Genomic DNA, 26,313 nt, shown 5'->3' on the forward strand with positions numbered 1-26,313 from the left:
ACGGAGGAACCGACATGTCACAAGATCCATTTAAGGAACGGGAAGCGGAAAAATACGACAACCCCATTCCCAGTCGTGAATTTATCCTTTCCCATCTCGATAAACGTGAAAAACCGGCCAGCCGCGAAGAGCTGGCCGAAGAGCTGTCCATCTCTGATGAAGAGCAGATTGAAGCGTTGCGACGTCGTCTGCGCGCGATGGAGCGCGATGGACAGTTAGTCTTTACTCGCCGCCAGTGCTATGCGCTGCCGGAGCGCCTCGATCTGCTGCGCGGTAAAGTTATCGGCCATCGCGACGGTTTTGGCTTTTTACGCATCGAAGGCAGTAAAGACGATCTTTACCTCTCTGCCGAGCAGATGAAAATGTGTATGCATGGCGACGTGATCCTGGCGCAGGCAATGGGCGCCGATCGCAAGGGCCGCCGCGAGGCGCGCGTGGTTCGCGTGCTGGAGCCGCGTAACAATCAAATCGTTGGTCGCTACTTTACCGAGGCGGGCGTTGGCTTCGTGGTGCCGGACGATGGTCGTCTGAGCTTCGATATTCTCATTCCGCCCGAGTCGCTGATGAATGCCCGCATGGGCTCTGTGGTGGTGGTCGAGCTGACCCAGCGTCCTACCCGCCGCAGCAAAGCCGTCGGTAACATTATCGAAGTGCTGGGCGACAATATGGGTACCGGCATGGCCGTTGAGATGGCGCTGCGCACCCACGATATTCCGCATAGCTGGCCGCCGGAGCTTGAGCAGCAGATCGCTAAGCTGAAAGAAGAGGTGCCGGAAGAGGCGAAAGCAGGGCGCGTGGATCTGCGCGATCTCCCGCTGGTGACCATTGACGGTGAAGACGCTCGCGACTTTGACGATGCCGTTTTCTGTGAAAGAAAACGCGGCGGCGGCTGGCGTCTGTGGGTGGCCATTGCCGATGTCAGTTACTATGTGCGTCCCGGCACGCCGCTGGATGACGAAGCGGTGAACCGCGGCACCTCGGTCTACTTCCCTTCTCAGGTTGTGCCGATGCTGCCTGAAGTGCTCTCCAACGGCCTGTGCTCGCTCAATCCGCAGGTGGATCGCCTGTGTATGGTATGCGAAATGACCATCTCCGCTACCGGCAAACTCACCGGCTACAAGCACTATGAAGCGGTAATGAACTCCTGGGCGCGCCTGACCTATAACAAAGTGTGGAGCATTCTCCAGGGCGATCAGGCGCTGCGCGAACAGTATCAGCCGCTGGTGAAAGATCTCGAAGAGCTGCACCGCATGTATCTGGTGCTGGATAAGGCGCGCGAGCAACGCGGCGGCATCTCGTTTGAAACGGAAGAGGCGAAGTTTATTTTTAATGCCGAACGCCGTATCGAGCGCGTGGAACAGGTTTCACGCAACGACGCCCACAAGCTGATCGAAGAGTGCATGATCCTGGCAAACATCGCTTCTGCGCGCTATGTCGAGAAAAACAACGAACCGGCGCTGTTCCGCGATCACGATCGTCCGAGCGAAGAGAACGTAAAAAGCTTCCGTTCCGTGTTGAACGAGCTGGGCCTGTCGCTGGGCGGCGGTGCCAAACCGCATCCGCTGGATTACGCGGAGCTGCTGACGCAGATTGCGCATCGGCCCGATCATGAAATGCTGCAAACCATGCTGCTGCGCTCGATGAAACAGGCGGTTTACGATCCGGAAAACCGCGGCCATTTTGGCCTGGCACTGGCGTCCTATGCGCACTTCACCTCGCCGATCCGCCGCTATCCCGATCTGCTGCTGCATCGCGCCATCAAATATCTGCTGGCGAAAGAGAACGGGACGCTGAAGGGTGAAACCACGCCGGGCGGCGGCTGGCACTACGATCTGCAACAGATGTTGCAACTGGGTCAGCACTGCTCTCTGACCGAACGGCGCGCGGATGAAGCCACCCGCGACGTTGCCGACTGGCTGAAGTGCGACTTTATGCAGGACCAGGTGGGCGAAACCTTCAGCGGCGTCATCTCCAGCGTCACCGGTTTCGGTTTCTTCGTGCGCCTGACCGATCTGTTTATTGACGGACTGGTTCACGTCTCCACGCTGGATAACGATTACTACCGCTTCGACGCGGTGGGTCAGCGGCTGGTGGGCGAGTCCGGCGGCAAGTCCTGGCGCCTGGGCGACGCGGTAGAAGTGCGTGTCGAGGCCGTGCACATGGAAGAGCGCAAAATCGATTTCGCGCTGATTTCAGGCGGACGCAGGCCGCGTAGCGAAGGCAAGACCGAGCGCGAACGGACGAAGAGAGGCGCCGCAGCGCCAAACAGCGGCAGACGCCGTCGCGAGCAGCGCAAAGGGAAAAACTTCGAACCTGACAGCGCGTTTCGCGCGCCGAAAGAGAAAGAAAATGCGACCGCCGGACGGCCTGAAAAAACCAAAAAGCCGTCGGACAAAACACGCAAAATTGCGCAGGCCACGCGTTCGAAGCGTGCTGCGAAGAAAGCTGAATAAGCGATAATTTGTTGAGTAACGTGAATGAGTGAAATTGTTTTTGGCATCCATGCTGTACAGGCGCTGCTGGAGCGCGATCCGCAGCGCTTTCAGGAAGTTTTTATTCTGAAAGGGCGCGACGATCGTCGCCTGCAACCGCTGGTGAAAGCGCTGGAAGCGCAGGGGCTGGTGATTCAGATCGCCAGCCGTCAGTGGCTGGACAGCCAGGCAGAAGGCGCGGTGCATCAGGGGATCGTGGCGCGCGTTAAGCCGGGCCGTCAGTATCAGGAGGCGGATCTTCCTGACCTGCTGGAGAGTCTGGATTCGCCGTTTTTACTGATCCTTGATGGCGTCACCGATCCGCACAACCTCGGCGCCTGCCTGCGCAGCGCCGATGCGGCGGGCGTGCATGCGGTAATTGTGCCGCGCGATCGATCGGCCACCCTGAACGCCACGGCGAAGAAAGTGGCCAGCGGCGCGGCGGAAAACGTGCCGCTGATCCGCGTGACCAATCTGGCGCGCACCATGCGCGTGCTTCAGGAAGCGAATGTCTGGCTGGTGGGCACCGCAGGCGAAGCGGATCACTCCCTGTTTCAGAGCAAAATGACCGGCCCGATGGCGCTGGTGATGGGCGCAGAAGGCGAAGGCATGCGCCGCCTGACGCGCGAGCACTGCGACGAGCTGATCAGCATACCGATGGCGGGCAGCGTCTCTTCGCTGAATGTATCGGTAGCAACCGGCATCTGCCTGTTTGAAGCCGTGCGTCAGCGGCGCGGTTAAACGCTAACAACGGCAGCGCCAGCTACGGCTGCGCGCCGCCGTTTGCTGTTGCGTAAAGCACCGCCGTTGCGTACCAGACGCCAGGGATAACGGTTTCGCTGACCAGCTGCACCACATAATAGTTCGCGCCCGCCTCATTCGCCTTCGCCTTAATCGCTCGCTGGGCATCATCCGGTGAACCGCGCTCCTGCACGCTGATGCTGCCCAGACGCGTCAGCCCGCCCGTTTGCGCGCGCGTGATTTCCTGTGCCTGAGCGGTCGGCGCGGGCGCGGGCTGCGGCGTGGTAGCAAACAGGCTACAGCCCGCAAGCAGAAGTGTGACGATCAAGGGAACAAAGCGGCGCATGATGTGGCCTTTTAACAGGGATGGCCTTTAAGTGTAAGCCATCCCTGCGGGATTTCAGGCTTTGACGGTAAAGATGCTGACCAGTTGCGTCAAATGGTGACCTTTTCGACTCAGTTCATGAGCGGTTTGCCCGGAAGCGGCCACCAGTTCGGTGCTCTGATGCGTGGCCTGTCCGATATGCGTCATCGCCTGATTCACCTGGCCAATACCGGCAGCCTGCTCTTTTGAGGCCACGTCGATTTCACTCATCAGCGTTTTTACCTGCTCGATGCGTCCGGTGATCTCCGCCATTGCCTGCTGTGTCTGCTCAGAGAGCGTGTAGCCCTGCACGATTTGACCAAGCGAGTTATCGATGAGCGTGTTGATCTCTTTCGCCGCCTGCGCGCTGCGCTGCGCCAGCGCACGCACTTCCGCCGCCACCACGGCAAAGCCTTTGCCATGTTCTCCGGCGCGGGCGGCTTCGACCGCAGCGTTAAGCGCCAGAATATTGGTCTGGAAAGCGATAGATTCGATAACCTGAGTGATATCCGCAATATTTTGTGAGGCGCTTTTGATGTCCGTCATCGTCATTACCGAGCGCGAAACGGTTTCACCGCCATGCTGAACCGCCGTGGCGGCCTCGCCGACCAGCATCAGCGCCTGTGTGACGTTAGCGGCATTTTGCGCAACGGTCGCGCTGATCTCCTCCATGCTGGCCGAGGTTTGCTCAACGCTGCTGGCCTGGCGTGAAATCTGTTCGCTGATGTTCTCGCTACCCAGCGCAATGGCATCCGTGCCGCTGCTTATCTCCTGCGCGGCGCCGCGAACCTGAAAAACCACGCGCTCCAGACCGTCGCCGATACCGTTAATGGCGGTAATCAACTGGCCTACTTCATCATGACGCGTTGTTTCCAGCGTAGCCAGCAGGTTACCTGAGGAGTAGTGGCGCGCCAGCTCAATGACCTGCTGCAACGGCCTGCTGAGCCAGCGGCGGGTGGTAATGGCAAAGGTGAGGGCGAACAGCACCACCAGCGCGGCGCCAATCAGCAGAAACAGATTACGGATATGGTTAATGGGCGCCAGCAGACTGGCCTTGTCCACCTCACCGATGATCACCCAGTTCCAGCCTGGTAACCGTTGCCAGGTGATAATCTGTGCGTGGTCATCCTCTTCCTGTAACTCTTCTGCACCGTTCGTCTGCGTCAGTAGCCGCGCCTGAAAGTCGGCGGGCCAGTCAGGCTGTTTGCCTTCGAGCGTGGGATGAAAAATAAACTGGCCGTGCGTTTTGCCGGGCGCGCTGCTCAACACAGAGAAGCGTCCGCTATCGCCCAGTTTTCGGCTTAAAACTTTATCCCGAATAAGCGCATACTGTTTGGTGATGTCCACGCCAACGAACAGGATGCCGATTACCTTGCCGCTGCTGTCTTTAACGGGTTGATACTGGGTGATATAGCGTTTGCCAAACAGCATCGTCACGCCCTGATAAGTGTCGCCGTTCAGCGCCAGCTTCCAGACCGGACCGCCGCGATCAAGGCGCGTGCCGACAGCGCGCTCGCCGTTCTCGGTACGCAGCGAAGTGGAAATACGCAGGAAATCATCACCGGTGCGTACAAAAATGGTTGAGATGGCGCCGGTACGCTGTTGGAAGTCGTCCACCATCACCTGATCAAGGTTCAGCGTCTTCAGGCCCGCACGCAGTGTACCTACCTGTTCGGTGCCAACGGTGATGGGCTGCGTATTATCCAGTGAGAAGCGCTTGGGAAGGAAGCTTTGAAGCAGCATCATATAGTTCGCGACTTCTTCGCCCAGCGTACTGTTAAACATGCTGGCCATATCACTGATGCCGCTGACCTGATTTTCCATGTTCTGTTGGGTCAGACTCTCCATCTGGCGCGATGCATTATGCGTCAGGGCCAGCGTCAGGATCAGAAACAGCACGGCCACCGTGGCAGAGGCAATCGCCGACAGCTTGACGCCAAGGCTCCAGCGGCCCAATGAGAAGTGTTTCATAGGTTAGCCTGTAAAGGATGAAAGTGGGTTGTAACGGTTAACGGCAATTTTCGTAAAAAATTTAGTGTGGCAGGTTGTAAATGCGATAATTTTGCGATGCTTTTTAAAGGAGCGTTCCATGATTGAAGTCAGTACAGAAATTTTTGCCGGTATCGAATGCCTGCACGCCGCGCCAGCCGCAAAACGACACGCGCCGTTGCCGACCGTTGTTTTCTGGCACGGCTTTACCTCGTCGAAAGAGGTGTACGCCTGGGCCGCAGTCGGGCTGGCCAACGCGGGCTTTCGCGTGGTGATGCCGGATGCCGATCAGCACGGCTCTCGTTACGGCGGCGATGCTGATTACCGGCTCGGTTGTTTCTGGGAGATCCTCAGGCAAAATATTGACGAAACGCCCCTGCTCGAAACGGCCCTTCGTCAGCAAGCGCTGGTGGAAGGGGGACGATTCGCGGTGGCAGGCGCCTCAATGGGCGGGATGACGGCGCTGGGCGCCATGGCGCGCAATCCGCAGATCGCCAGCGTCGCCTGCATGATGGGATCGGGCTATTTTATGTCGCTCTCACAGACGCTGTTTCCTCCGCTGACGCAAAAAACGCCCGATGAACAAACAGCGTTTGAAGCACGCACAGCGCCGCTGGCTGACTACGAGGTCAGCCATCAGTTGGCGAAAATCGCCGACAGGCCGCTGCTGATATGGCACGGCGAGGCGGATGAGGTGGTGCCGGTGGCAGAAAGCGTCCGGCTGGAAAACGCGATGCGCGAAGCGAACCTGAACCAACAGCTCACTTTTATTACTGAAAAGGGTGTTGGACATCGTATTACGCCACCGGCGCTGGATACGCTGGTGGCGTTTTTCCGGCATCATTTATGACCTGTTAAAGTCGTTCCGCTGTCGCCGGAACGCCGGGTGAGGCTGCTTCCGTCGGAGAGACGAGCCGGTTGATATAGACGTAGCTGTTCGCCGCTTTGCTGGTGTAGCTTTTCACCTGTTGCGCGCAGCCAGTTGTACTGGCAAAGGCGGATGTGGAAAGTTCGATCCCGAGTAAGAGGGCGATTGCGATGGTTTTCATGCGATAACTCCACAATCTGGCTGGCGCTTTCGGCGGCGCCGGGACATAACCTGTTAAGCTTAGCGCGCCTGCAATAAAAAGGTATTAGTAATTCTTGCTTTTTATTGGTTGTTGCCGGGCCTGTTTCTTTAACTGTTTGATATCTGAAAATAAGCAGCGCGTTCTCTGGCTGTGATTTTTCATCACCTGACTAATTTATCTTTTACCGCGACTTTGCCTTGAGTTTCCGGCACTCCGCCAGTATTATTACGCGTCAATTTTTCAGCCGTAATCTCAGGTTGTTTTACACAACCTTTAACGTTCCTTGCTTCCATGGGCCACGGCTGACCCTGACAGGAGGCTGAATAATCCGTAAGGAGCAAATTCGATGCGTCATTACGAAATCGTATTTATGGTTCACCCTGACCAAAGCGAACAGGTTCCTGGCATGATCGAGCGTTACACGGGTGCTATCACCGGTGCAGAAGGCACGATCCATCGTCTGGAAGACTGGGGCCGCCGTCAGCTGGCTTATCCGATCAACAAACTGCACAAAGCTCACTACGTTCTGCTGAACGTTGAAGCGCCGCAGGAAGCGATCGATGAGCTGGAAACTAACTTCCGCTTCAACGACGCCGTTATCCGCAGCATGGTTATGCGCGTTAAGCACGCGGTAACTGAAGCTTCTCCAATGGTTAAAGCGAAAGACGAGCGCCGCGAGCGTCGTGAAGATTTTGCTAACGAAACCTCGGATGATGCTGGGGATTCTGAAGAGTAATTGACCGTGACGGCCAATCGACTGACGCTGTCTGGCACCGTGTGCAAGACGCCGATGCGAAAAGTGAGCCCGTCAGGTATTCCACACTGCCAGTTCGTGCTTGAGCATCGTTCACAGCAGATGGAAGCCGGTTTTAACCGGCAAGCCTGGTGTCGGATGCCGGTGATTATCAGCGGCAAGGCCCATCAGGCACTTACTCAAAGTATAACGGTCGGCACGCTGCTCATCGTTTCAGGTTTCATCAGCTGCCATCAAGGCCGCAATGGACTGAATAAAACGGTGCTGCATGCCGAGCAGATTGAATTGATAGATTCTGGAGACTAGCCTAATGGCACGTTATTTCCGTCGTCGCAAGTTCTGCCGTTTCACCGCGGAAGGCGTTCAAGAGATCGATTATAAAGATATCGCAACGCTGAAAAACTACATCACTGAAAGCGGTAAGATTGTACCGAGCCGTATTACCGGTACTCGCGCAAAATACCAGCGTCAGCTGGCTCGTGCTATCAAGCGCGCGCGTTACCTGTCTCTGCTGCCGTATACCGATCGTCATCAGTAACGGCTGTTGTCCATTAACGACTTTAAGAGGATAAGGTAATGCAAGTTATTCTGCTTGATAAAGTAGCAAACCTGGGCACTCTGGGCGATCAGGTTAATGTTAAAGCGGGCTATGCTCGTAACTTCCTGGTACCACAGGGCAAAGCTGTTCCTGCTACTAAGAAAAACGTTGAGTTCTTCGAAGCACGTCGCGCAGAGCTGGAAGCCAAACTGGCTGACACTCAGGCTGCGGCAAATGCACGCGCTGAGAAAATCAACGCGCTGGGCAACGTTACCATCACCACCAAATCCGGTGACGGCGGTAAACTGTTCGGTTCCATCGGTACTCGCGACATCGCTGACGCTGTAACAGCGGCTGGCGTTGAAGTGAGCAAAAGCGAAGTTCGCCTGCCAAACGGCGTTCTGCGTACTACCGGTGAGCACGAAGTGGACTTCCAGGTTCACAGCGAAGTCTTCGCTAAACTGGTTGTCAACATCGTTGCTGAAGCTTAACAGGCTTCAGGTAACGCATAAAAAACGCCGGCCTCGCGCCGGCGTTTTTGTTTTTGTCGATTGCCGTAACTCTACTGCGCGCGAAGAAACGTACCATCCGGCTGACGCGTAAATAACACCTCTGCACCTGCGCTCTCCACGGTCAGGCCGGTAATCACACCCTGCGCATTTTGACGAATTTTCACCGTCTGGCCGGTTTGCAGATTGCTCAGCGGCTTGTCATTGCCTTCCACCTGTGCCATTGCAAATACGTCATTAACCGGCAACCCATTGTCGCGGAAAAGCTGCGCAAGGGTCTGTCCTGATGCGACCTGATAATCTCGCCATGCGCCCTGAGAGTCCGGGGTGGCGGCAGGCGCCGCTTTCCCGGGCTGTTCGCCGACAATCTCAGCCTGCATTGGCGGCGCGTTATTAGCGAGCGGCTTATCCGGCTGCCGCTGAGTTTGCTGCTGCGGCGCGGGAGACGGCCAGAGGAAGGCCAGCAGCACCACCAGCACGGCAACAATGATGGCGCGGCGGTGAAAGGGCGGCAGCGGATCCATCCAGCGCACCGATTCCGGCAGATGCCAGATCCGCTTGAAGAACTGTAGTGCTGGAGACGTGTTGGGCATGGTGTCGTCCTCCTGGCGCGACTCTCGCGTAAATAGTGTGCATTTCGTCACCCGACGTAAAACGTCGTTGAACGAAAGCGGCTGGCTTTTCCTTCGCCTGCGGGCAGGATGGCCCATATTGACCTCAAATATAGCTGATAACGCGTTGTCCGTACGGAGTTTATTCCGTTTGTGAGATGCTCATATTGTTTACTTTTCAGCGGGGAAAGTCACCTGAAGACGATGAAATTTTACGGCCGTTGCCTGCGCTGTTATGCTTCGTCTTCATTTTTCTATTATGAAAGGAAAACTCATGTCCACTCCTTCTTTTGACAGTGTAGAAGCGCAGGCGAGCTACGGAATCGGTTTACAGGTTGGTCAGCAGCTGCTGGAGTCCGGCCTTCAGGGCCTGGAGCCTGAGGCGCTGTTGGCCGGTTTACGTGACGCACTGGAAGGGAATGCGCCAGCGGTGCCGGTCGACGTTGTGCATCGTGCGCTGCGTGAAGTCCATGAGCGCGCCGACAGCGTCCGTCGTGAGCGTCAGCAGGCGATGGCGGCGGAAGGGCAAACCTATCTGGAAGAGAACGCGAAACGTGACGGCGTGAGCAGCACTGAGTCAGGCCTTCAGTTCAGCGTGCTGAAGCAGGGCGAGGGCGCTATCCCTTCACGTCAGGATCGCGTACGCGTTCACTATACCGGCAAACTGATTGACGGCTCTGTCTTTGACAGTTCCGTTCAGCGCGGCGAACCCGCAGAGTTTCCGGTAAGCGGCGTTATTCCTGGCTGGATCGAGGCGCTGACGCTGATGCCGGTTGGTTCCAAATGGGAACTGGTTATCCCACAAAATCTGGCCTACGGCGAGCGCGGTGCTGGCGCGTCCATTCCGCCTTTCAGTACGCTAATATTTGAAGTTGAACTGTTGGAAATTCTGTAAGTATTAAGCGTGGGATGACATTATTACTCGCTTAACAGGCCAGTGTGCTCTCCGCCGCTGGCTTTTTTATTAATAAAATAATATTCATATGAAGTTTATTTCATTTATTATGTGAGAAATGTTCATGCCTCTCTTTCCAGAATGCGCTGATAGTTGACTGTTTTTAACCAGTTAATAAGTTTAAATATCAATAAATTACTATTTGATCTCCAATAAACAAAAGGTGTAATATTAATTCGCTTTAATGATTAAAGCGAATTAATATATGGAGAGTATAAAATGCGTGAGCTAAATACTAAAGAAATTTCCCATGTTTCAGGCGCGGGTTTTTTTGGTGATATTGGTGAGCAGATGGGTAAAGCAATTGGTACCGCTGTTAGCGAAGCGGTAGCTGAGTCAGCCAGCCTGCTGGGAAAAGGGATTGGCAGCATCCTTGATTTTAATATCATTGGCGCTATTAACGACATGGCTCAGGGTATTCGCGGTATCGTTGATTGGGCAAAAAGCCTGAAAGCGGGTAAAGCTTAATAAACTGTTCTGCCCCTCTGGATACAAACCAGCTCTGACTTTAAAGCTGGTTTGTTATTGCAAAGCGGAAGGCAATTACGTCCTCTTCTTATTCACCTTCACGTCCGACAGCCTCTTTCTGAAGATCAAGCTGATAAATGGCAAAGCCAATTTCATCTGTTCCTTTGGGATGCAGTGGATATTGTGCATGCTGACGTATAAACGCGCTGGCTTTTTCTCCCGGCGAGGTTTCAAAACGTATATCCAGCGGCATTTGGCTGGTAATCGTCCTTAGCTTCCAGTTATTATCCGCCTGTGGTTTTACTTCTCCCTGTGATTTTGTCTGCGCACTGATATACGCTGCTACCACGCTACGATTCTCATCCGGCGAGGCAAAAGCAACATGCGATTCTCCCGTTCCGGCGAATTTGCCGCCATAAGCACGATAGTTATTGGTTGCCACCAGGAAAGTTGCTGCGGGATCGATGGGTTTGCCTTCATAGGTCAGGTCGGTGATCCGTGAGGCGTTCTCATTAATCATCTGGCATTCCGCGTCATAACGTGCCGGCTGCGTCACGTCGATACGGTAGTTCACGCCGTCGATAACATCGAAATTATACGTCCGGAAGTTCCAGTTTATCAGCGCCTGCGGCTTACTGCTGGCGGTATCGATCTGGTTAAACTGTCCCGCAGAGCACTCCAGCCACTCTTTTACCTCTTTTCCGCTGACTTTCATCACCACCAGCGTATTGGGATAGAGATAGAGATCGGCGGCATTGCGGAAGGTGAGCTGGCCTTTCTCAACCTCAACATAGCTGGCCGGATCGTTTTTACGCCCGCCCGCTTTAAACGGCGCAGCGGCAGACAATACGGGCAAGGCGGCTAAATCAGGATCGCCCTGAATAAAATGCTTCACATAGTCGCGCTGGGCATTATTGACGATCTGTACCGTCGGATCGTCCTGGACCAGCGATAAATAGCTGTACATCACATCGGCCGCCTTGCCGATGGGCTTACTGACAAACTCGCGGGTTGCCTTGTGGTCGGGCGCCAGCAGGCTAACCAGCGCCGGATCTTCCGCCGCCAGCGACTTCTTCGCCGCTTTATCATAGATCGGGCGCGCCTGTGCTTTCGCACTGCTCACCTGCCAGCGGCCGGCCTCATTATTCAGCACCAAATCCACAATACCCAAATGATCGCCCCACATACCCGGCATCACCGCCGGTACGCCATTGAGCGTTCCTGCTGAAATGTCAGCGCCCTTGATAGCGGCAAAATCTTTGCCGGGGAAAACGGCATGGGCGTGACCAAACATGATGGCGTCAATTCCGGGCACCTGGCTGAGGTAATAAACGGAGTTCTCCGCCATCGCTTTATAAGGATCGCCCGACAACCCGGAATGGGTAATGGCCACTACCAGATCGGCACCCTGTTTACGCATTTCCGGCACCCAGCGGCGCGCCGTTTCCGTAATATCGTTTACCGTCACCTTACCGCTGAGATTTTTTTTGTCCCACACCATGATTTGCGGCGGAACAAAACCAATAAAGCCTACTTTTAACGAATGCGTTTTGCCCTCGCGGTCAGAAACCTCAAGCTCTTTGATCAGATAAGGCGTGAACAACGGCTTGCCGGTTTTCACATCGATAATATTGGCATTGATATAAGGAAAGCGCGCGCCGCTGATGGCTTTATGTAGATAGTCCAGCCCGTAGTTAAACTCGTGGTTTCCCAGGTTACCCACGGTGTAATTCAGCGTATTGAGCGCTTTATACACCGGATGCACATCACCTTTCTGTAATCCTTTTGCCGCCATATAATCACCCAGGGGGCTGCCCTGGATGACGTCGCCGTTATCAACCAGCACGCTGTTGGTCGCCTCTTTGCGTGCCGCGTTGATCAGCGTGGCGGTACGCACCAGCCCGAACTTCTCGGTCGGCGCATCCTTGTAATAATCGAAATCCATCATGTTGCTGTGCAGATCGGTGGTTTCCAGCAGGCGAAAATCCACCGTTGCGGCGTGGATCGTTGTGCTGACCAGCAGCGCCATCAGCGTCATGCAGGGCTTTTTCATCTTTCTCTCCATGTCAGTGTGTTGCAATGCGCTTAAACATCTCAAATTTTTGTAAGGTTGTTATCTTAAGTTTCATCGTTATGTGATCAATAACAAAATTTCTTTGTTTATCAGCGCACTTCTTGATATTGCGCCTGGCTGCTATGATCAGAGAAAGAACGTTTGCCCGCCACAGCGGCAGGTATCAGGATTCTCCGGCCGATAAAACCGGCACTCAGAGACGAAGCAGGAGGTCAACAATGCTGGATAATATTTGTCAGCTCGCAAGGGACGCAGGCGATGCGATCATACAGGTTTACAACCAACAGGCGCCGCTTGATGTGGCCCATAAGCAGGACAACTCTCCGGTAACGGCTGCCGATATCGCCGCGCATGAGGTGATTTTACAGGGGCTGACACGGCTTTCGCCCGATATTCCGGTGCTCTCCGAAGAGGCGCCGCCAGGTTGGGACGTTCGCCGGCACTGGCAGCGGTACTGGCTGGTCGACCCGCTGGACGGTACCAAAGAGTTCATCAAGCGCAACGGCGAGTTCACGGTGAATATTGCGCTGATCGAGCAGGGCAAGCCGGTGCTTGGCGTCGTTTATGCACCCGTACTCGGCGTGATGTATTCCGCCGCAGAAGGGCAGGCATGGAAAGAAGAGGGCGGACGCCGTGAAGTCATTCAGATCCGTGAAGCGCGTCCGCCGCTGGTGGTGGTGAGCCGTTCGCACGCCGACAGCGAACTGGAAGATTATCTCAGCCAGCTTGGCGAGCATCAGACAATCGCTATCGGCTCTTCGCTGAAGTTCTGCCTGGTGGCGGAAGGAAAAGCGCAGCTCTATCCACGCTTCGGGCCAACGAATATTTGGGACACGGGCGCCGGTCACGCGGTGGCGATTGCCGCAGGCGCGCACGTTCACGACTGGCAGGGGAAAAGCCTCGACTACGCACCGCGCGAGTCGTTCCTCAACCCCGGCTTTCGCGTGTCGATTTTTTGACGCATTGCGGGGCCTGAACTAACGCAGCAGCTGATGCAGCAGCGCCATCACGTTATTGACTTCCTGCTGGCTCAGCGCCCCGTCTTTTGCAAAACGCACCTCGCCATTATTATCCAGCACAATAATGGCCGAACCGCCGTTTTCCAGCTTCCAGGCTTTTTTAGCCACGCCGTTATCGTCGACAATAAACTGCGACCAGGGGAATTGCTTTTTATTACTTTCGATACTGCTGCGCACGAACATGCCGGTACCAGGAATGGCATCATCGGTGTTAACCAGCGTGGTAGTTTGGTAGCGATCGCGAGGCAGCTTAGCGGCCTTGATGGCCTCAATCAGGGCGGCGTTTTTCTCTTTCGCCGACGAGCGCCCGGCAATGTGCTGAATCACCCGCACCTTGCCCGGCAACTGCGCGCTGTTCCAGCTTTTATAGCGAAACGTCTCCTGCTGATAAATCAGCTCGCCTTTATCGGCGATGCCCACAGGCGCAACGCGTTCGCCCGTCACAAAATTATGTGCATTCGCGGTGAAAGCCACAAGCGCGACGGGAAGCGCGCACAGCGTACGATAAAAAATCATTTCGGCTCCTGATGATCTCATCCGACCAGACGGTCACATTCCTGCAATAGTAAGCAGAGAAAATGTCCTTGTCGCCCTTAGGTAACAATTTTGCAACAAGCAGCACAATTCCGTCATATTTGAAGGGATATACTGTTTCAACGTGTCGCAGGCTCAGAGCGTACTGTCATGATATGTAAAAGCAGTAAAATAATTCGGTTTTCGGAATTCGTGAAGGTCAAGTTGGTCTATAGTGAATCCACTTCGCGCTGCAAAGATTCGTACCAATAGTGGTTACGGCGCAGCGTGCATCATAAAGCATAGAGAATTAACAGAATGAAAATATTCCAAAAATACAACCCACTACAGGTCGCTAAATACGTTAAAACCCTGTTCCGCGGGCGTCTTTATATCAAAGACGTTGGCGCGTTTGAGTTTGATAAGGGGAAAATCCTTATCCCGCGAATCAAAGACAAACAGCACTATAGCGTGATGTCTGAAGTGAACCGTCAGGTGCTGCGCTTACAAACCGAATTTAACTGATTTTCAGGCGAAAAAAAGGCGCGAATGCTCGCGCCTTTTTTGTTGCCATCACCTTTCCCGCCTGCACTACTCTTCCAGTACTTTGTTCAACACCGTGGCCGTCACAGGGCGAGCGTCAATGCGCGTGACCAGCAGCTGATCGATACGATAGCTGTCGATATCCACCACCTCAAACTTATAGCCGTGGAACTTGACGAAGTCGGTACGTTTGGGGATTTTGCGCAGCATATACATCATAAAGCCGCCGATGGTTTCGTAATTGCCGGATTGAGGAAACTCGTCGATGTGCAGCACGCGCATAACGTCATCAATCGGCGTGCCGCCCTCAACCAGCCAGGAGTTTTCGTCACGGGCGACGATCTGCTCCTCCAGCCCCTGACCCACCAGGTCGCCCATCAGCGTAGTCATCACGTCGTTCAGGGTAATAATGCCGACCACCAGCGCGTACTCGTTCATGATCACCGCGAAGTCTTCGCCGGCGGTTTTAAAGCTTTCCAGCGCTTCTGACAGCGTCAGCGTGTCCGGCACAATCAGCGCCGAGCGGATCTGTACGCCGCTGTTCAGCGCCATGCTCTGATGCCCGAGAACGCGCAGCAGCAGCTCTTTGGAATCAACATAGCCAACGATATGGTCAATGTCGTCGTTGCAGACAAGGAACTTCGAATGGGGATGGTTGGCGATTTTTTCTTTCAGGCTCTCTTCATCTTCATGAAGATTGAACCAGACCACGTTCTCACGTGAGGTCATGGATGAGGGAACGGTGCGCGACTCCAGTTCGAAGACGTTTTCAATCAGTTCGTGCTCCTGCTTACGCAGCACGCCCGCCAGCGCGCCCGCTTCCACCACCGCGTAGATGTCATCTGAAGTGATATCGTCCTTACGTACCAGTGGAATTTTAAACAGCCGGAAAATAATGTTGGCGCCGCCGTTAAAGAACCACACCAGCGGCCGGAACAGAAACAGGCAAAGACGCATCGGGTTGATGATCTTCAGCGCGATCACTTCCGGCGCAATCATGCCAAGGCGCTTGGGGAAAAGGTCAGCAAACAGAATAAACAGGCTGGTGACGAGGGTAAACGAACAGATAAAGCTGAGTTGATCCGCCAGTTCCGGGCTGACCACGCGCTCAAGCATCGTGCGAAAACCCGGTGAAAAGGCTGAATCGCCGACGATACCACCAAGAATAGCCACGGCGTTCAGGCCAATTTGCACCACGGTAAAGAAGGTGCCCGGCGTCTCCTGCATCTTAAGGACGTGCTGCGCGTTAATGTTGCCATCGTCCGCCAGCAGCTTCAGCTTAATTTTGCGCGCCGCCGCCAGAGAGATTTCTGAAAGGGAGAAAAATGCGCTGACCGCAATCAGCAGTAAAATGACAAGCAAGCTGTCTAACATAAAACATCCATAAAATGGCTCTGTTCAGTTGCTATCACGTGGGAAGCGTACCAAAACTGGCCTTTAGTTAATTACCTGTCATTTTTGGCCTGGGCAGCGATGAGGATCCGCGAACGTTCTTTCGTTCAGTCAAGCTCGGCTGTCCGTGCCAAAAATGTCTGCGCGATATCGGCGCAGAATTCAGTGTGGAACGCCGCGCGTCCCATGCAAGGGATTATAGCTGTGGTCACGAAGGCTTACAATTGCAGCCATCATTGTCACGCTGACAGTATGGCGCATCAGGCGGCTAAGATTAATCCGACTGTCATGCCACTTTGTTCGACTGATTGATATTCCGTTGGGGTTGTTGGTTGTATCAGCGCTATTCTTTGCACACAATAAGTCAAAATTTGGCTTTACGGGTGTGCGTAACAGGCAAAATGCCGCCATGCCCCGGTGAAAACGAAAAAAGAAGACGTTGTGCCTGAAGGGAACCCGGGCCGACCAGATAACCAGGAGTAAGCGTGTCACGAATTTATGCGTATTGTCTGTTCACTCTGCTTGCCGCTGCGCCCGCCGTCGAGGCCGCAACGGTGCGATTGCAGGTAACAGGATTATCCGGCGCGCTGGAGAAAAACGTGCGGGCAAGGCTTTCCACCATTGCCAGCGATGAGATTTCCGCCGATGGTCGCTTTCGGGCTCGGGTCAGTGAAGCGGTAAAAGAAGGCCTGAAGGCGTTAGGTTATTACGATCCCACCATTGAATTTACCCTCCTGCCGCCGCCAGCGGGCGGAAAACGGCCTCTGCTGCTGGCGAAAGTCTCGCCCGGCGAGCCGGTTAAGCTGGTGGGCGAAACGGTGATTATTCGCGGCGGCGCCCGCACCGATGAGGATTATCAGAGTCTGGTGCGTGACGGCAAGAGCAAGATCGGCGGCGTGCTGAATCATGGCGACTACGATCGTTTTAAAAGCTCCCTCAGCAACCTGGCGCTGCGCAAAGGCTATTTCGACGGCGACTACGCAAAAAGCCAGCTTGGCGTCTCCCCGGCGCGGCGCGAGGCGTTCTGGGATATCGACTATGACAGCGGCCAGCGCTACCGCTTTGGCGACGTCAGTTTTGAAGGATCGCAGATCCGCGAAGAGTATCTGCAAAATCTGGTGCCGTTTAAAAAGGGCGACTATTACAGCTCGCGCGATCTGGCCGAACTGAACCGACGCCTTTCCGCAACCGGCTGGTTTAATGCGGTTGTGGTGGCGCCAGAGTTTGAAAAATCGCGTAAAACCAAAGTGCTGCCGCTGCACGGCGTGGTCACGCCGCGCACTGAAAACACCATTGAGACCGGCGTGGGCTATTCAACGGACGTCGGGCCGCGCGTGAAGGCTACCTGGAAGCGTCCCTGGGTTAACAGCTACGGACACAGCTTTACCACCAGCGCTAACGTCTCCGCGCCAGAGCAGCAGCTGGATTTCAGCTATAAAATTCCGCTGCTGAAAAATCCCATCGAGCAGTATTATCTGTTGCAGGGCGGCCTGAAACGCACCGACCTTAACGACACGCGCTCGGATTCCACCACGCTGGCCGCGTCGCGCTATTGGGATTCGTCCAGCGGCTGGCAGCGCGCGCTCAATCTGCGCTGGAGCCTGGATCACTTTACTCAGGGCAACGTGACCAACACGACCATGCTGCTCTATCCGGGCGTCAGCGTTAACCGTACCCGCTCACGCGGCGGCCTGATGCCGGTATGGGGCGATTCTCAGCGTTACTCACTGGATGTCTCCGACACCACCTGGGGCTCGGACATTGATTTCGCCGTGGTTCAGGCGCAGAACGTCTGGATCCGTACTCTGGCGGACAAGCATCGCTTCGTGGTACGCGGCAACCTCGGTTGGATTGAAACCAACGATTTCGATCGCGTCCCGCCCGATTTGCGCTTTTTCGCCGGTGGCGATCGCAGCATTCGCGGCTACAAATACAAAGGCATTTCGCCACGCGACGAGGACGGCAAACTGACCGGTGCCTCAAAGCTGGCGACCGGTTCGCTGGAATACCAGTACAACGTGACCGGCAAATGGTGGAGCGCGGTATTTATCGACTCCGGTGAGGCGGTTAACGACATCAGGCAGAGCAACGTAAAAACCGGCGCGGGCGTTGGCGTGCGCTGGCAGTCGCCGGTCGGGCCGATCAAACTGGATATCGCCCGTCCCATCGGCGATGACGAAAAACGAGACATACAGTTTTATATCGGATTGGGGCCTGAGCTATGAGTTTGTGGAAAAAGGTCCTTATTGGCATCCTGATTTTCCTTTTGCTGCTGCTGGGCGGGGTGGCGTTTTTAATTGGCACCACTACCGGCCTGCATCTGGTGCTGAACGGCGCAACGCGCTGGGTGCCGGGGCTGGCGATCAAACAGGTGAAGGGCGGCTGGCGCGATCTGCGGCTGACCGGCGTGCAGTATGACATGCCCGGCGTGACGGTCAACGCGGGCGAATTCCACCTCGCGCTTCAACCGGGCTGCCTGAAAAGCCGTGCGCTGTGCGTCAACGATCTGTCGCTGAAAGACGTGAACGTGGTGGTGGACAGTAAAAAGATGGCGCCTGCCGGAGAGAAGCCGGTTGAAGACGACGGCACGTCCGGCGAGCTCTCCACGCCCTATCCGATTACGCTGCGCAATCTTGCGCTGCACAACATCAACGTAAAAGTTGATGACACGGCGATTTCTCTGGCTGACTTCACCTCCGGCATGCAGTGGCAGGGGCGCGCGCTGACGCTATCGCCCACGCACATTCAGGGGCTGCTGATTGCGCTGCCAAAGGCGGCGAAAGTGGCCGATGAAGAGGTGGTTCAGCCGAAAGTACAACAGCCGAAGGCCGATGAGCCGCCGCTGGGCGAAACGCTTAAGGCGATGTTTGCCAAACCGCTGCTGCCCGATCTGCCCGACTTTACTCTGCCACTGGATGTGGATGTACAGGCGATCCTTGGCGAACAGTTGCGCATTACCGGCGATACGGATATTGCCGTCAATCGCCTGTTGCTGAAGGCGAAAACGCAGGATCGCCTGCTGCATCTTGAAACGTTGGACGTGGATTCGCCGCAGGGGCAGCTTAACGCCCAGGGCCAGGCGACGTTGCAGAACAACTGGCCGGTCAGTTTTACGCTCTACAGCGCGCTCAATATGGAGCCGATGAAAGGCGAGAAGATCAAAATGACCGTCGACGGTGGGCTGCGCGAGCAGCTCAACGTCGCGCTGAATCTCTCCGGGCCGGTCAGAGTGCAGATGGAGGCACAGACGCGGCTGGCCGAGGTGGGGCTGCCGCTGGCGATGACGTTACAAAGCCCGCAGCTGCGCTGGCCGCTGACGGGCGAGGCGCAGTACCAGGCGGACAATTTCAATTTCAGCATCAAAGGGAAAGCCACAGACTACGCCGTTTCGCTGAAAACCGCCTTACAGGGCCAGAGTATTCCGCCCGCAACGCTGACGCTGGACGGCAAAGGCAACGTCGAACAGTTTGCGCTCGACAAGCTGCGGCTGGCGGCGCTCCAGGGCAATACCGATCTCACCGCGCTGGTTGACTGGAGCAAGGCGATCAGCTGGCGCAGCGAACTGACGCTCTCCGGTATCAACACGGCGAAGCAGTATCCCGACTGGCCTGCGAAACTTGACGGGAAAATCACCACGCGCGGCAGCCTCTATGGCGGAAGCTGGCAGATGCGCGTGCCGGAGCTGAAGCTGCGCGGCAACGTTAAGCAGAATGCGGTCACGGCCGACGGCTCTCTGTACGGCAACAGCTACAACCAGTGGGATATTCCGGGCCTGAAGCTGGTGCTGGGGCGCAATAATATTGACGTGAAAGGATCGCTGGGCGAGAAGCTGGCGCTGGACGCCAATATCGACGCACAGCATCTGGACAATGCGTTGCCGGGCCTTGGCGGCGTGGCAAAAGGGACGATTAAAGCGCGCGGCGATCTGAACACGCCGCAGCTGCTGGCGGATCTCACCGCCACCGGCCTGCGCTGGCAGGCGCTGAGCGTTGGCCGGATCAAACTTGAAGGCGACGTCAGTTCGGGCGAACAGATCCGGGGCAAAGTGGCGCTTCGCGTTGAGCGTCTTAAGCAGGAGACGCTGAGCATTTCGCAGCTCACGCTGGACGCCAGCGGCAGCGAAAAGCAGCATAAGTTGACGCTTAACGTCAACGGCGAACCGGTCTCCGGCCAGCTTGCGCTGACCGGCAGCTTTGATCGCCAGCAGCAGCGCTGGAAAGGCGAGCTGAATAACACGCGATTTGATACGCCGGTCGGCGAATGGCGGCTCACACGCGCCATCGCGCTGGATTATCTGAATGCGAAACAGACCGTCAGCATCGGCCCGCACTGCTGGCAGAATCCGAATGCCCAGCTCTGCGTGCCGCAAACCATCGAAGCAGGCCCGTCAGGGCATGCGAAAATAGTGCTCAGCCGCTTCGACCTGGCGATGGTGAAACCGTTTATGCCTGATGCCACCGCCCTGAGCGGCGTGTTCAGCGGTGATGCAGACGTTAGCTGGCGCGCGGAAGGCGGTTTGCCGCAGGGCCGCGTCGCGCTGAAGGGCAGCGGCGTTAAAGTGGTGCAGGATGTGCAGGGCAATCCCCTGCCGATTGCCTTTGATACGCTCAATCTGAATGCTGCAATGCGTGATAACCGCGCGCAGCTTGACTGGCTGGTCCGTATTGCCAATAACGGGCAACTGTCGGGCAACGTGCAGATCGCCGATCCGCAGGGCCGACGTACGCTGTCGGGCAACGTCAATATCGCCGATCTCTCGCTGGCGCTGCTCAATCCGGCGCTGATGAAAGGTGAGAAGATTGCCGGGATACTCAACAGCGCGCTGCGGCTGGGCGGCAGCCTGCAACAGCCGCAGGTATTTGGTCAGCTTGCCCTGAAAGGGGTCGACGTTGATGGCAACTTTATGCCGGTGGATCTGACGGCGGCGAACCTCACCATGATCTTTAACGGCATGAGTTCGACGCTGGAGGGCGCGGTGCAGACATCGAAAGGTCAGCTTGCGCTGAGCGGCGATGCCAACTGGCAGCAGCTTGATGCCTGGCGCGCGCGCATTGCCGCGAAAGGGAAAAACATTCGCGTAACCGTACCGCCGATGGTGCGGATGGACGTCTCGCCGGATCTGGTCTTCGACGCCACGCCAGAGATGTTTAACCTGGATGGCCGCGTGGATATTCCCTGGGCGCGTATCACCGTGCAGGAAGTGCCGGAAAGCGCGGTGGGCGTTTCAGGCGACGAAGTGCTGTTGGATGAACAGTTAAAACCGATTGCGCCGAAAACGGCCGCCATTCCGATTAACAGCAACCTGATTATTCACGTCGGCGACGACGTGCGGCTCAGCGCCTTTGGGCTGAAGGCTAAGCTGAACGGCGATCTCAAGCTGGTGCAGGACAAGCGCGGCCTGGGACTGAACGGCCAAATCAATATCCCATCGGGGCGCTTCCACGCCTATGGGCAGGATCTCATCGTGCGCAAAGGCGAACTGCAATTCGCGGGGCCGCCTGACCAACCTTATCTGAATATTGAGGCGATCCGTAACCCTGAAGCCACAGAAGATGACGTGACGGCAGGCGTACGCGTGACCGGCCTGGCCGATGAACCGAAGGCGGAGATCTTTGCCGATCCGGCGATGTCGCAGCAGGAAGCGCTCTCCTATCTGTTACGCGGACAGGGGCTGGGTGCCAACGGCAGCGACAGCAGCGCGGTCACGTCAGCGTTAGTCGGATTGGGGCTTGCGCAAAGTGGTCAGGTTGTGGGTAAAATCGGCGAAACCTTTGGCGTAAGCAATCTGGCGCTTGACACCACCGGCGTAGGCGACAGTCAGCAGGTGCAGGTCAGCGGCTATGTGCTGCCGGGGTTACAGGTAAAATACGGTGTTGGCATATTTGATTCACTGGCGACCTTAACCTTGCGTTATCGCCTGATGCCTAAACTCTATTTGGAAGCGGTGTCGGGTATCGACCAGGCGCTGGATTTACTCTATCAGTTTGAGTTTTAGCAATGCGAATAATTGTTTATGGCAGCCTCAGACGCAAACAGGGCAACAGCCACTGGATGACCAACGGCCAGTGGCTGGGCGACCATCAGCTTGAGGGTTACGCGCTTTATAGTCTGGGGCACTATCCCGGTATCGTGGCGGGTGAAGGGCAGGTTTACTGCGAAGTTTACCGTATCGACGCCTCCACGCTGGGCGAGCTGGATGCGCTGCGCACAAAAGGCGGAGAATATAAACGTGAACTGGTGCGAACGCCTTATGGCAGCGCCTGGCTCTACGTTTATCAGCGTTCAGTGACGGGAATGCGGCGTATCAACAGCGGCGACTGGCTGCTGCGCGATGCGCCGGATGCAGACTGACGAAAAAAAACGCCTTCATCAGGAAGGCGTTTTTTATCATGAAAGAGAAAATTATTTCTTCGCGCGTTCGAAAGAAGAGATGATTTCTGCTTTTGCCGCTTCGGCGTTATCCCAGCCTTCAACTTTAACCCATTTGCCTTTTTCCAGCGCTTTATACTGCTCGAAGAAGTGGGTGATCTGCGCACGCAGCAGCTCAGGCAGATCGTTCACATCTTTGATGTGATCGTACTCTTTGCTCAGCTTGGTGTGCGGAACGGCTACCAGCTTGGCGTCTTCGCCAGACTCGTCGGTCATTTTCAATACGCCAACCGGACGGCAGCGGATAACTGAGCCAGGTTGCAGCGGATAGGGGGTTGGGACCAGCACGTCCACCGGGTCGCCATCCAGAGACAGCGTGTGGTTGATGTAACCGTAGTTGCACGGATAGAACATCGCGGTGGACATGAAGCGGTCAACGAACAGCGCGCCGGACTCTTTGTCGACTTCATATTTAATCGGATCGGCATTCGCCGGGATCTCAATAACGACGTAGATATCTTCCGGCAAATCTTTGCCCGCTGGAACCTGGTTCAAACTCATGGTGAATTCCTTTATGCAGTCTCAAATAGAGTGACGCTCATTATAGCCAACTGATACTGAAAGTATCCCCCCTTTTTGGCCTTTCGGAATGCTCCACATTAGCACTCATCGGGATTCGCACAGCTGCCGCTCGCCAGTGACTTGAGCGCCTGCACCTGATTCCTGATCAGCGCTACGCGCTGGGCGCCGAGCGAAACGGTTGCCAGCGTGCCGCCGTCGCGCATCCGTTCCCTGCTGGCAGCCAGCCAGCTATCGCGATAGGTCAGCCACGCGCGCTGCGCCTCGCGCAGTCTGGCTTTCTGCGTCTTATCCAGCGTGGACAATAGCGTGCTGTATTGCTGATTCATCTCGTTGTCCCACGCGCTGCCCGCTTCGCTGTAGCACTGCTGCATATCAACCGTCGAATTGGCTTTATCCAGACAGGCGGCCTGGGCGGTATCAATCGGGTTGGTTTCCGCATGGCCGCTGGCGGCATAAAGCACGCAGGCAATCGCAAAAAGTTTTCTCATCAGGTTATCATCGCTCAGAAGGTTTAATTAAGTTTCAGAAAAATACCTTAGCTGAATCAATCGTTTTTGTCCTGCAAGTGCTAAAGAACACCGCTTTCCTGCCGATAAGAGACCTGTTTTCTGGTGCTTTCTGGAGCTTATTTCAGCCTTTTTGGACTTTAAAATCATGCTTAAAAAAATTTCAATAAGAAGTGGTTTGTTGGTACTGATGGCGATGATGACGTTGATGCTTTTGCTGGTCAGCGTAATGGGAATTCTGGCAATCAATAAAGGTAACCGGTCGCTGGAGGTGGTTAACCGCATTCAGGGCATCGAACTGAACAGCCTGTTTCTGGCGAATACTAAGCTCTTACGCGCCCGTACTTCCGCTGCCACGTCGGTTCGCAAAATGGAGATTGGCATGATGGACGATGCGGCCGCCTCAGTGGCCCGGACGGAGAAATATATCGCTTCTTCACAAACGGAAGTGAAACGTTTTATGGATGCAGGAACGGTCACGCTACGCGGCAAAGAGCTGGCGGATGAGGTTAAAAAAACGTACGACGTTTACCTTGAACAGGGCATTCTGCCGCTGTTTGCGGCAATTAAAAAGCAGGACCCCGACGGCTACTATACGATTCTGGAAGGTAATCTGACGCCGTTGAGCACCGCGTTTTCCGAGGCGGTGGAAAAATTCAACAGCTATGCCAATCAGGTGACGGATGAGCGTCTCGCTGAAGCCAGCCGCAATGAACGCATTCTGATGACGCTTATTATACTGTGTGGCGTGCTGACGCTCGTTCTGCTCAGTATCGCGTGGTATATGCTGCGAACCATTCTGCTCAGGCCGCTGGATGTTGCCATTGCGCATCTCGAATTTGTCTCTGAAGGCGATCTGACGCAACCGCTGCCGGAAAGCGGCAAAAACGAGCTGGGCCGCCTGAATGCCGCGCTGGCGAAAATGCAGGCATCGCTTCAGGACTCGGTGAGCCGCGTGCGCGACGCCAGCATGCAGATCGACGTGGGCAGCCGTGAGCTGGCTTCCGGTAACCTCAACCTCTCGCAGCGTACCGAAGAGTCCGCCGCCTCGCTGGAGCAGACCGCCGCCAGTATGGAGCAGCTTACCGCTACCGTGAAACTGAACGCTGAAAACGCCACCCAGGCGCATCAGTTGGCCCGTTCGGTATCGGACAGCGCCGATCGCGGCAGCGAAGTCGTTTGCTACGTTATTGAGAAAATGCAGGAGATTGCCAGCAGTTCAAAACGCATTGGCGATATTCTTGGCGTGATCGACGGCATTGCTTTCCAGACGAACATTCTGGCGCTCAACGCCTCGGTTGAAGCGGCGAGAGCAGGCGAGCAGGGCCGTGGCTTTGCCGTGGTGGCGAGCGAAGTGCGGAACCTCGCGCAACGCAGTGCGACCGCCGCAAAAGAGATCCGCGAGCTAATCGGCGAATCACAAACGCGGGTGAACGAAGGCTCGCAGATGGCGACGAAAGCCGGCGAAACCATGGATGAAATCACCACGGAAGTAAGCCGTGTAACCACGCTGATGAAAGAGATTTCCAGCGCCTCGCAGGAGCAGAGCCGCGGCATTGAGCAGGTTAACCTGGCGGTGACGCAAATGGATGAGGTGGCGCAGCAAAACGCGGCGCTGGTTGAGCAGGCGTCGGCCGCTACTCAGTCGCTGGAGGAGCAGTCGGTGCAGTTAGTGCAGTCGATGGCCGTATTCCGCCTCAATCACGCCTGAGCGCAGACGCAGAAATAAACGGGGCGATCAAATGATCGCCCCGTTTTCTTTTGCCTGATACCCACGTTATGCGTCCGGGTACTCGCGCAGGAAGCGTTCGGTATCGTCCACCATGTCGGTGTTGCCAACAAAGAACGGCGAGCGCTGGTGCAGCGTTTCCGGCACCAGATCGAGAATGCGGTTTTTACCGTCGCTCGCCTTGCCGCCCGCCTGCTCGGCGAGGAAGGCCATCGGGTTGCACTCATACAGCAGGCGCAGCTTGCCCTGTGGGTGGCTGGCGGTGCTTGGGTAGAGATAGATGCCGCCTTTCAGGAGGTTGCGGTGGAAATCCGCCACCAGCGAGCCAATGTAGCGTGACGTATAGGGACGATGGGTCGCTTTATCTTCTTCCTGGCAGAATTTCAGGTACTTTTTCACGCCCTGTGGAAAACGGATATAGTTGCCTTCGTTGATGGAGTAGGTGTAGCCCTCTTCAGGAAACGCCATTTTCTCCGCGCTGAGGCAGAACACGCCCAGAGAGGGATCGTAGGTAAAGGCGTGAACTCCGCAGCCGGTGGTATAAACCAGCATGGTTGACGACCCGTAAACCACGTAGCCTGCCGCAACCTGCTGGCTGCCAGGTTGAAGGAAATCTTCTTCCGTGACGGGTGTGCCTGGCGGGGTAATGCGGCGGTAGATAGAGAAAATGGTGCCAACTGACACGTTCACATCAATATTTGATGATCCGTCAAGCGGGTCCATCAGCACGACGTACTTGCCGTTTTCCACGCCCTCAAAAATGACGATCTCATCTTCTTCTTCAGAGGCGATACCGGCTACGATGCCGCGTGCTTTCAACGCTGCTTTAAGCTTCTCGTTGGCAAACAGATCCAGTTTCATCTGCTGCTCGCCCTGAATGTTTTCAGCACCGCTGGCGCCCAGAATATCAACCAGCCCGGCTTTATTGATATCGCGATGAATAATTTTTGCGCCAAGCTTGATGGCGGAAATCAGCGCCGTCAGTTCACCTGTAGCGTGAGGAAAGTCATGTTGCTTCTCGACGATAAATTCGCCCAACGTTTTCATAACACAATCCCTGAATCTGCGATTAAATGACAGCCTGGTTAACAAACTGCCAACGTGTTCGGGCAGTTT

Annotated in this window: 25 protein-coding genes; 15 read left to right on the forward strand and 10 right to left on the reverse strand. The window is 55.6% G+C overall.

All coding sequences use genetic code 11. From position 1 onward, the window contains the following. Positions 1 to 14 precede the first annotated feature (14 nt). Entirely contained in the window at positions 15 to 2,453 is a 2,439-nt protein-coding gene (gene rnr, locus FA91_RS01055) for a ribonuclease R (RefSeq protein WP_034911728.1), read from the forward strand. Positions 2,454 to 2,477: 24 nt separating this feature from the next. After that, the gene (rlmB, locus tag FA91_RS01060; RefSeq protein WP_034911729.1) at positions 2,478 to 3,212 is read left to right on the forward strand and encodes a 23S rRNA (guanosine(2251)-2'-O)-methyltransferase RlmB; all 735 of its coding nucleotides are present in this window, start codon (positions 2,478 to 2,480) and stop codon (positions 3,210 to 3,212) included. A gap of 22 nt (positions 3,213 to 3,234) precedes the next feature. Here the strand turns inward: rlmB and bsmA are convergent, their stop codons facing one another. Next, positions 3,235 to 3,558 (reverse strand): biofilm peroxide resistance protein BsmA, encoded by a 324-nt coding sequence (bsmA, locus tag FA91_RS01065; RefSeq protein ID WP_034911732.1) that lies wholly within the window; start codon positions 3,556 to 3,558, stop codon positions 3,235 to 3,237. 54 nt (positions 3,559 to 3,612) lie between these two features. Next, the gene (locus FA91_RS01070) at positions 3,613 to 5,547 is read right to left on the reverse strand and encodes a Cache 3/Cache 2 fusion domain-containing protein (RefSeq protein ID WP_034911733.1); all 1,935 of its coding nucleotides are present in this window, start codon (positions 5,545 to 5,547) and stop codon (positions 3,613 to 3,615) included. Positions 5,548 to 5,665: 118 nt separating this feature from the next. On the opposite strand from FA91_RS01070, the gene yjfP reads away from it, so the two are divergent. Beyond that, positions 5,666 to 6,415 (forward strand): esterase, encoded by a 750-nt coding sequence (yjfP, locus tag FA91_RS01075; RefSeq protein WP_034911735.1) that lies wholly within the window; start codon positions 5,666 to 5,668, stop codon positions 6,413 to 6,415. A gap of 4 nt (positions 6,416 to 6,419) precedes the next feature. On the opposite strand, the gene FA91_RS01080 is transcribed toward yjfP, so the two are convergent. Further along, positions 6,420 to 6,614 carry a hypothetical protein gene (locus FA91_RS01080; RefSeq protein ID WP_034911738.1) on the reverse strand — a complete coding sequence of 65 codons (195 nt, stop codon included), beginning with the start codon at positions 6,612 to 6,614 and terminating at the stop codon, positions 6,420 to 6,422. Positions 6,615 to 6,981: 367 nt separating this feature from the next. Between FA91_RS01080 and rpsF the strand changes: the two genes are divergently transcribed. From rpsF to rplI, 4 genes are read left to right on the forward strand one after another with little or no spacing between them, the layout of a single operon-like run. Next, entirely contained in the window at positions 6,982 to 7,371 is a 390-nt protein-coding gene (gene rpsF / locus FA91_RS01085; RefSeq protein WP_034911740.1) for a 30S ribosomal protein S6, read from the forward strand. 6 nt (positions 7,372 to 7,377) lie between these two features. Further along, positions 7,378 to 7,695 (forward strand): primosomal replication protein N, encoded by a 318-nt coding sequence (gene priB, locus FA91_RS01090; RefSeq protein WP_034918765.1) that lies wholly within the window; start codon positions 7,378 to 7,380, stop codon positions 7,693 to 7,695. A 4-nt stretch (positions 7,696 to 7,699) separates the two neighbouring features. After that, positions 7,700 to 7,927, forward strand: a complete 228-nt coding sequence (gene rpsR, locus FA91_RS01095; protein ID WP_000135199.1) for a 30S ribosomal protein S18 — start codon at positions 7,700 to 7,702, stop codon at positions 7,925 to 7,927. 38 nt (positions 7,928 to 7,965) lie between these two features. Next, on the forward strand, positions 7,966 to 8,418 hold the full coding sequence (gene rplI, locus FA91_RS01100) for a 50S ribosomal protein L9 (protein ID WP_034911746.1): 453 nt from the start codon (positions 7,966 to 7,968) through the stop codon (positions 8,416 to 8,418). A gap of 71 nt (positions 8,419 to 8,489) precedes the next feature. On the opposite strand, the gene FA91_RS01105 is transcribed toward rplI, so the two are convergent. Then, positions 8,490 to 9,029, reverse strand: coding sequence for a LysM-like peptidoglycan-binding domain-containing protein (locus FA91_RS01105; RefSeq protein WP_034911749.1), 540 nt, complete (start codon positions 9,027 to 9,029; stop codon positions 8,490 to 8,492). A 292-nt stretch (positions 9,030 to 9,321) separates the two neighbouring features. Here FA91_RS01105 and fklB point away from each other — a divergent pair, with 292 nt between their 5' ends. Together fklB and FA91_RS01115 are read left to right on the forward strand one after the other, a co-directional pair. Beyond that, positions 9,322 to 9,942 carry an FKBP-type peptidyl-prolyl cis-trans isomerase gene (fklB, locus tag FA91_RS01110; RefSeq protein ID WP_034911752.1) on the forward strand — a complete coding sequence of 207 codons (621 nt, stop codon included), beginning with the start codon at positions 9,322 to 9,324 and terminating at the stop codon, positions 9,940 to 9,942. A 279-nt stretch (positions 9,943 to 10,221) separates the two neighbouring features. Further along, entirely contained in the window at positions 10,222 to 10,470 is a 249-nt protein-coding gene (locus tag FA91_RS01115; protein WP_034911755.1) for a hypothetical protein, read from the forward strand. An 88-nt stretch (positions 10,471 to 10,558) separates the two neighbouring features. Here FA91_RS01115 and FA91_RS01120 read toward each other — a convergent pair whose 3' ends face one another. After that, entirely contained in the window at positions 10,559 to 12,523 is a 1,965-nt protein-coding gene (locus FA91_RS01120) for a bifunctional 2',3'-cyclic-nucleotide 2'-phosphodiesterase/3'-nucleotidase (RefSeq protein WP_034911758.1), read from the reverse strand. A gap of 239 nt (positions 12,524 to 12,762) precedes the next feature. Here FA91_RS01120 and cysQ point away from each other — a divergent pair, with 239 nt between their 5' ends. Beyond that, on the forward strand, positions 12,763 to 13,503 hold the full coding sequence (cysQ, locus tag FA91_RS01125) for a 3'(2'),5'-bisphosphate nucleotidase CysQ (protein ID WP_034911761.1): 741 nt from the start codon (positions 12,763 to 12,765) through the stop codon (positions 13,501 to 13,503). Positions 13,504 to 13,521: 18 nt separating this feature from the next. Here cysQ and FA91_RS01130 read toward each other — a convergent pair whose 3' ends face one another. Continuing rightward, positions 13,522 to 14,079, reverse strand: a complete 558-nt coding sequence (locus tag FA91_RS01130) for a YtfJ family protein (protein WP_034911762.1) — start codon at positions 14,077 to 14,079, stop codon at positions 13,522 to 13,524. Positions 14,080 to 14,394: 315 nt separating this feature from the next. Here FA91_RS01130 and FA91_RS01135 point away from each other — a divergent pair, with 315 nt between their 5' ends. Further along, a complete protein-coding gene (locus tag FA91_RS01135) occupies positions 14,395 to 14,601 on the forward strand; it encodes a DUF1107 domain-containing protein (RefSeq protein WP_034911764.1) in 207 nt (68 codons plus the stop codon). A 66-nt stretch (positions 14,602 to 14,667) separates the two neighbouring features. Here FA91_RS01135 and FA91_RS01140 read toward each other — a convergent pair whose 3' ends face one another. Continuing rightward, on the reverse strand, positions 14,668 to 15,993 hold the full coding sequence (locus FA91_RS01140) for a hemolysin family protein (RefSeq protein ID WP_034911767.1): 1,326 nt from the start codon (positions 15,991 to 15,993) through the stop codon (positions 14,668 to 14,670). A 503-nt stretch (positions 15,994 to 16,496) separates the two neighbouring features. Here FA91_RS01140 and FA91_RS01145 point away from each other — a divergent pair. The 3 genes from FA91_RS01145 to FA91_RS01155 are packed head-to-tail and all read left to right on the forward strand — an operon-like array spanning position 16,497 to position 22,362. Beyond that, positions 16,497 to 18,236: an autotransporter assembly complex family protein gene (locus FA91_RS01145; RefSeq protein WP_034911768.1), complete on the forward strand. Its 1,740-nt coding sequence runs from the start codon at positions 16,497 to 16,499 to the stop codon at positions 18,234 to 18,236. After that, positions 18,233 to 22,006: a translocation/assembly module TamB domain-containing protein gene (locus tag FA91_RS01150; protein WP_034911771.1), complete on the forward strand. Its 3,774-nt coding sequence runs from the start codon at positions 18,233 to 18,235 to the stop codon at positions 22,004 to 22,006. The genes FA91_RS01145 and FA91_RS01150 overlap by 4 nt, the downstream gene beginning before the upstream one ends. A gap of 2 nt (positions 22,007 to 22,008) precedes the next feature. Beyond that, entirely contained in the window at positions 22,009 to 22,362 is a 354-nt protein-coding gene (locus FA91_RS01155; protein ID WP_034911774.1) for a gamma-glutamylcyclotransferase, read from the forward strand. Positions 22,363 to 22,413: 51 nt separating this feature from the next. Here FA91_RS01155 and ppa read toward each other — a convergent pair whose 3' ends face one another. Both ppa and FA91_RS01165 read right to left on the reverse strand, forming a co-directional pair. After that, positions 22,414 to 22,941: an inorganic diphosphatase gene (gene ppa / locus FA91_RS01160; protein WP_034911776.1), complete on the reverse strand. Its 528-nt coding sequence runs from the start codon at positions 22,939 to 22,941 to the stop codon at positions 22,414 to 22,416. 98 nt (positions 22,942 to 23,039) lie between these two features. Then, positions 23,040 to 23,450 carry a lysozyme inhibitor LprI family protein gene (locus tag FA91_RS01165; RefSeq protein ID WP_034911779.1) on the reverse strand — a complete coding sequence of 137 codons (411 nt, stop codon included), beginning with the start codon at positions 23,448 to 23,450 and terminating at the stop codon, positions 23,040 to 23,042. A gap of 166 nt (positions 23,451 to 23,616) precedes the next feature. Between FA91_RS01165 and FA91_RS01170 the strand changes: the two genes are divergently transcribed. After that, positions 23,617 to 25,179: a methyl-accepting chemotaxis protein gene (locus tag FA91_RS01170; protein ID WP_034918768.1), complete on the forward strand. Its 1,563-nt coding sequence runs from the start codon at positions 23,617 to 23,619 to the stop codon at positions 25,177 to 25,179. Between the two features lie 66 nt (positions 25,180 to 25,245). Here FA91_RS01170 and fbp read toward each other — a convergent pair whose 3' ends face one another. After that, a complete protein-coding gene (gene fbp / locus FA91_RS01175) occupies positions 25,246 to 26,244 on the reverse strand; it encodes a class 1 fructose-bisphosphatase (RefSeq protein ID WP_034911782.1) in 999 nt (332 codons plus the stop codon). Positions 26,245 to 26,313: the final 69 nt, after the last annotated feature.

It is taken from the genome of Erwinia sp. 9145 (genome assembly GCF_000745075.1).
GTDB classification, from domain to species: Bacteria; Pseudomonadota; Gammaproteobacteria; order Enterobacterales; family Enterobacteriaceae; genus Erwinia; species Erwinia oleae.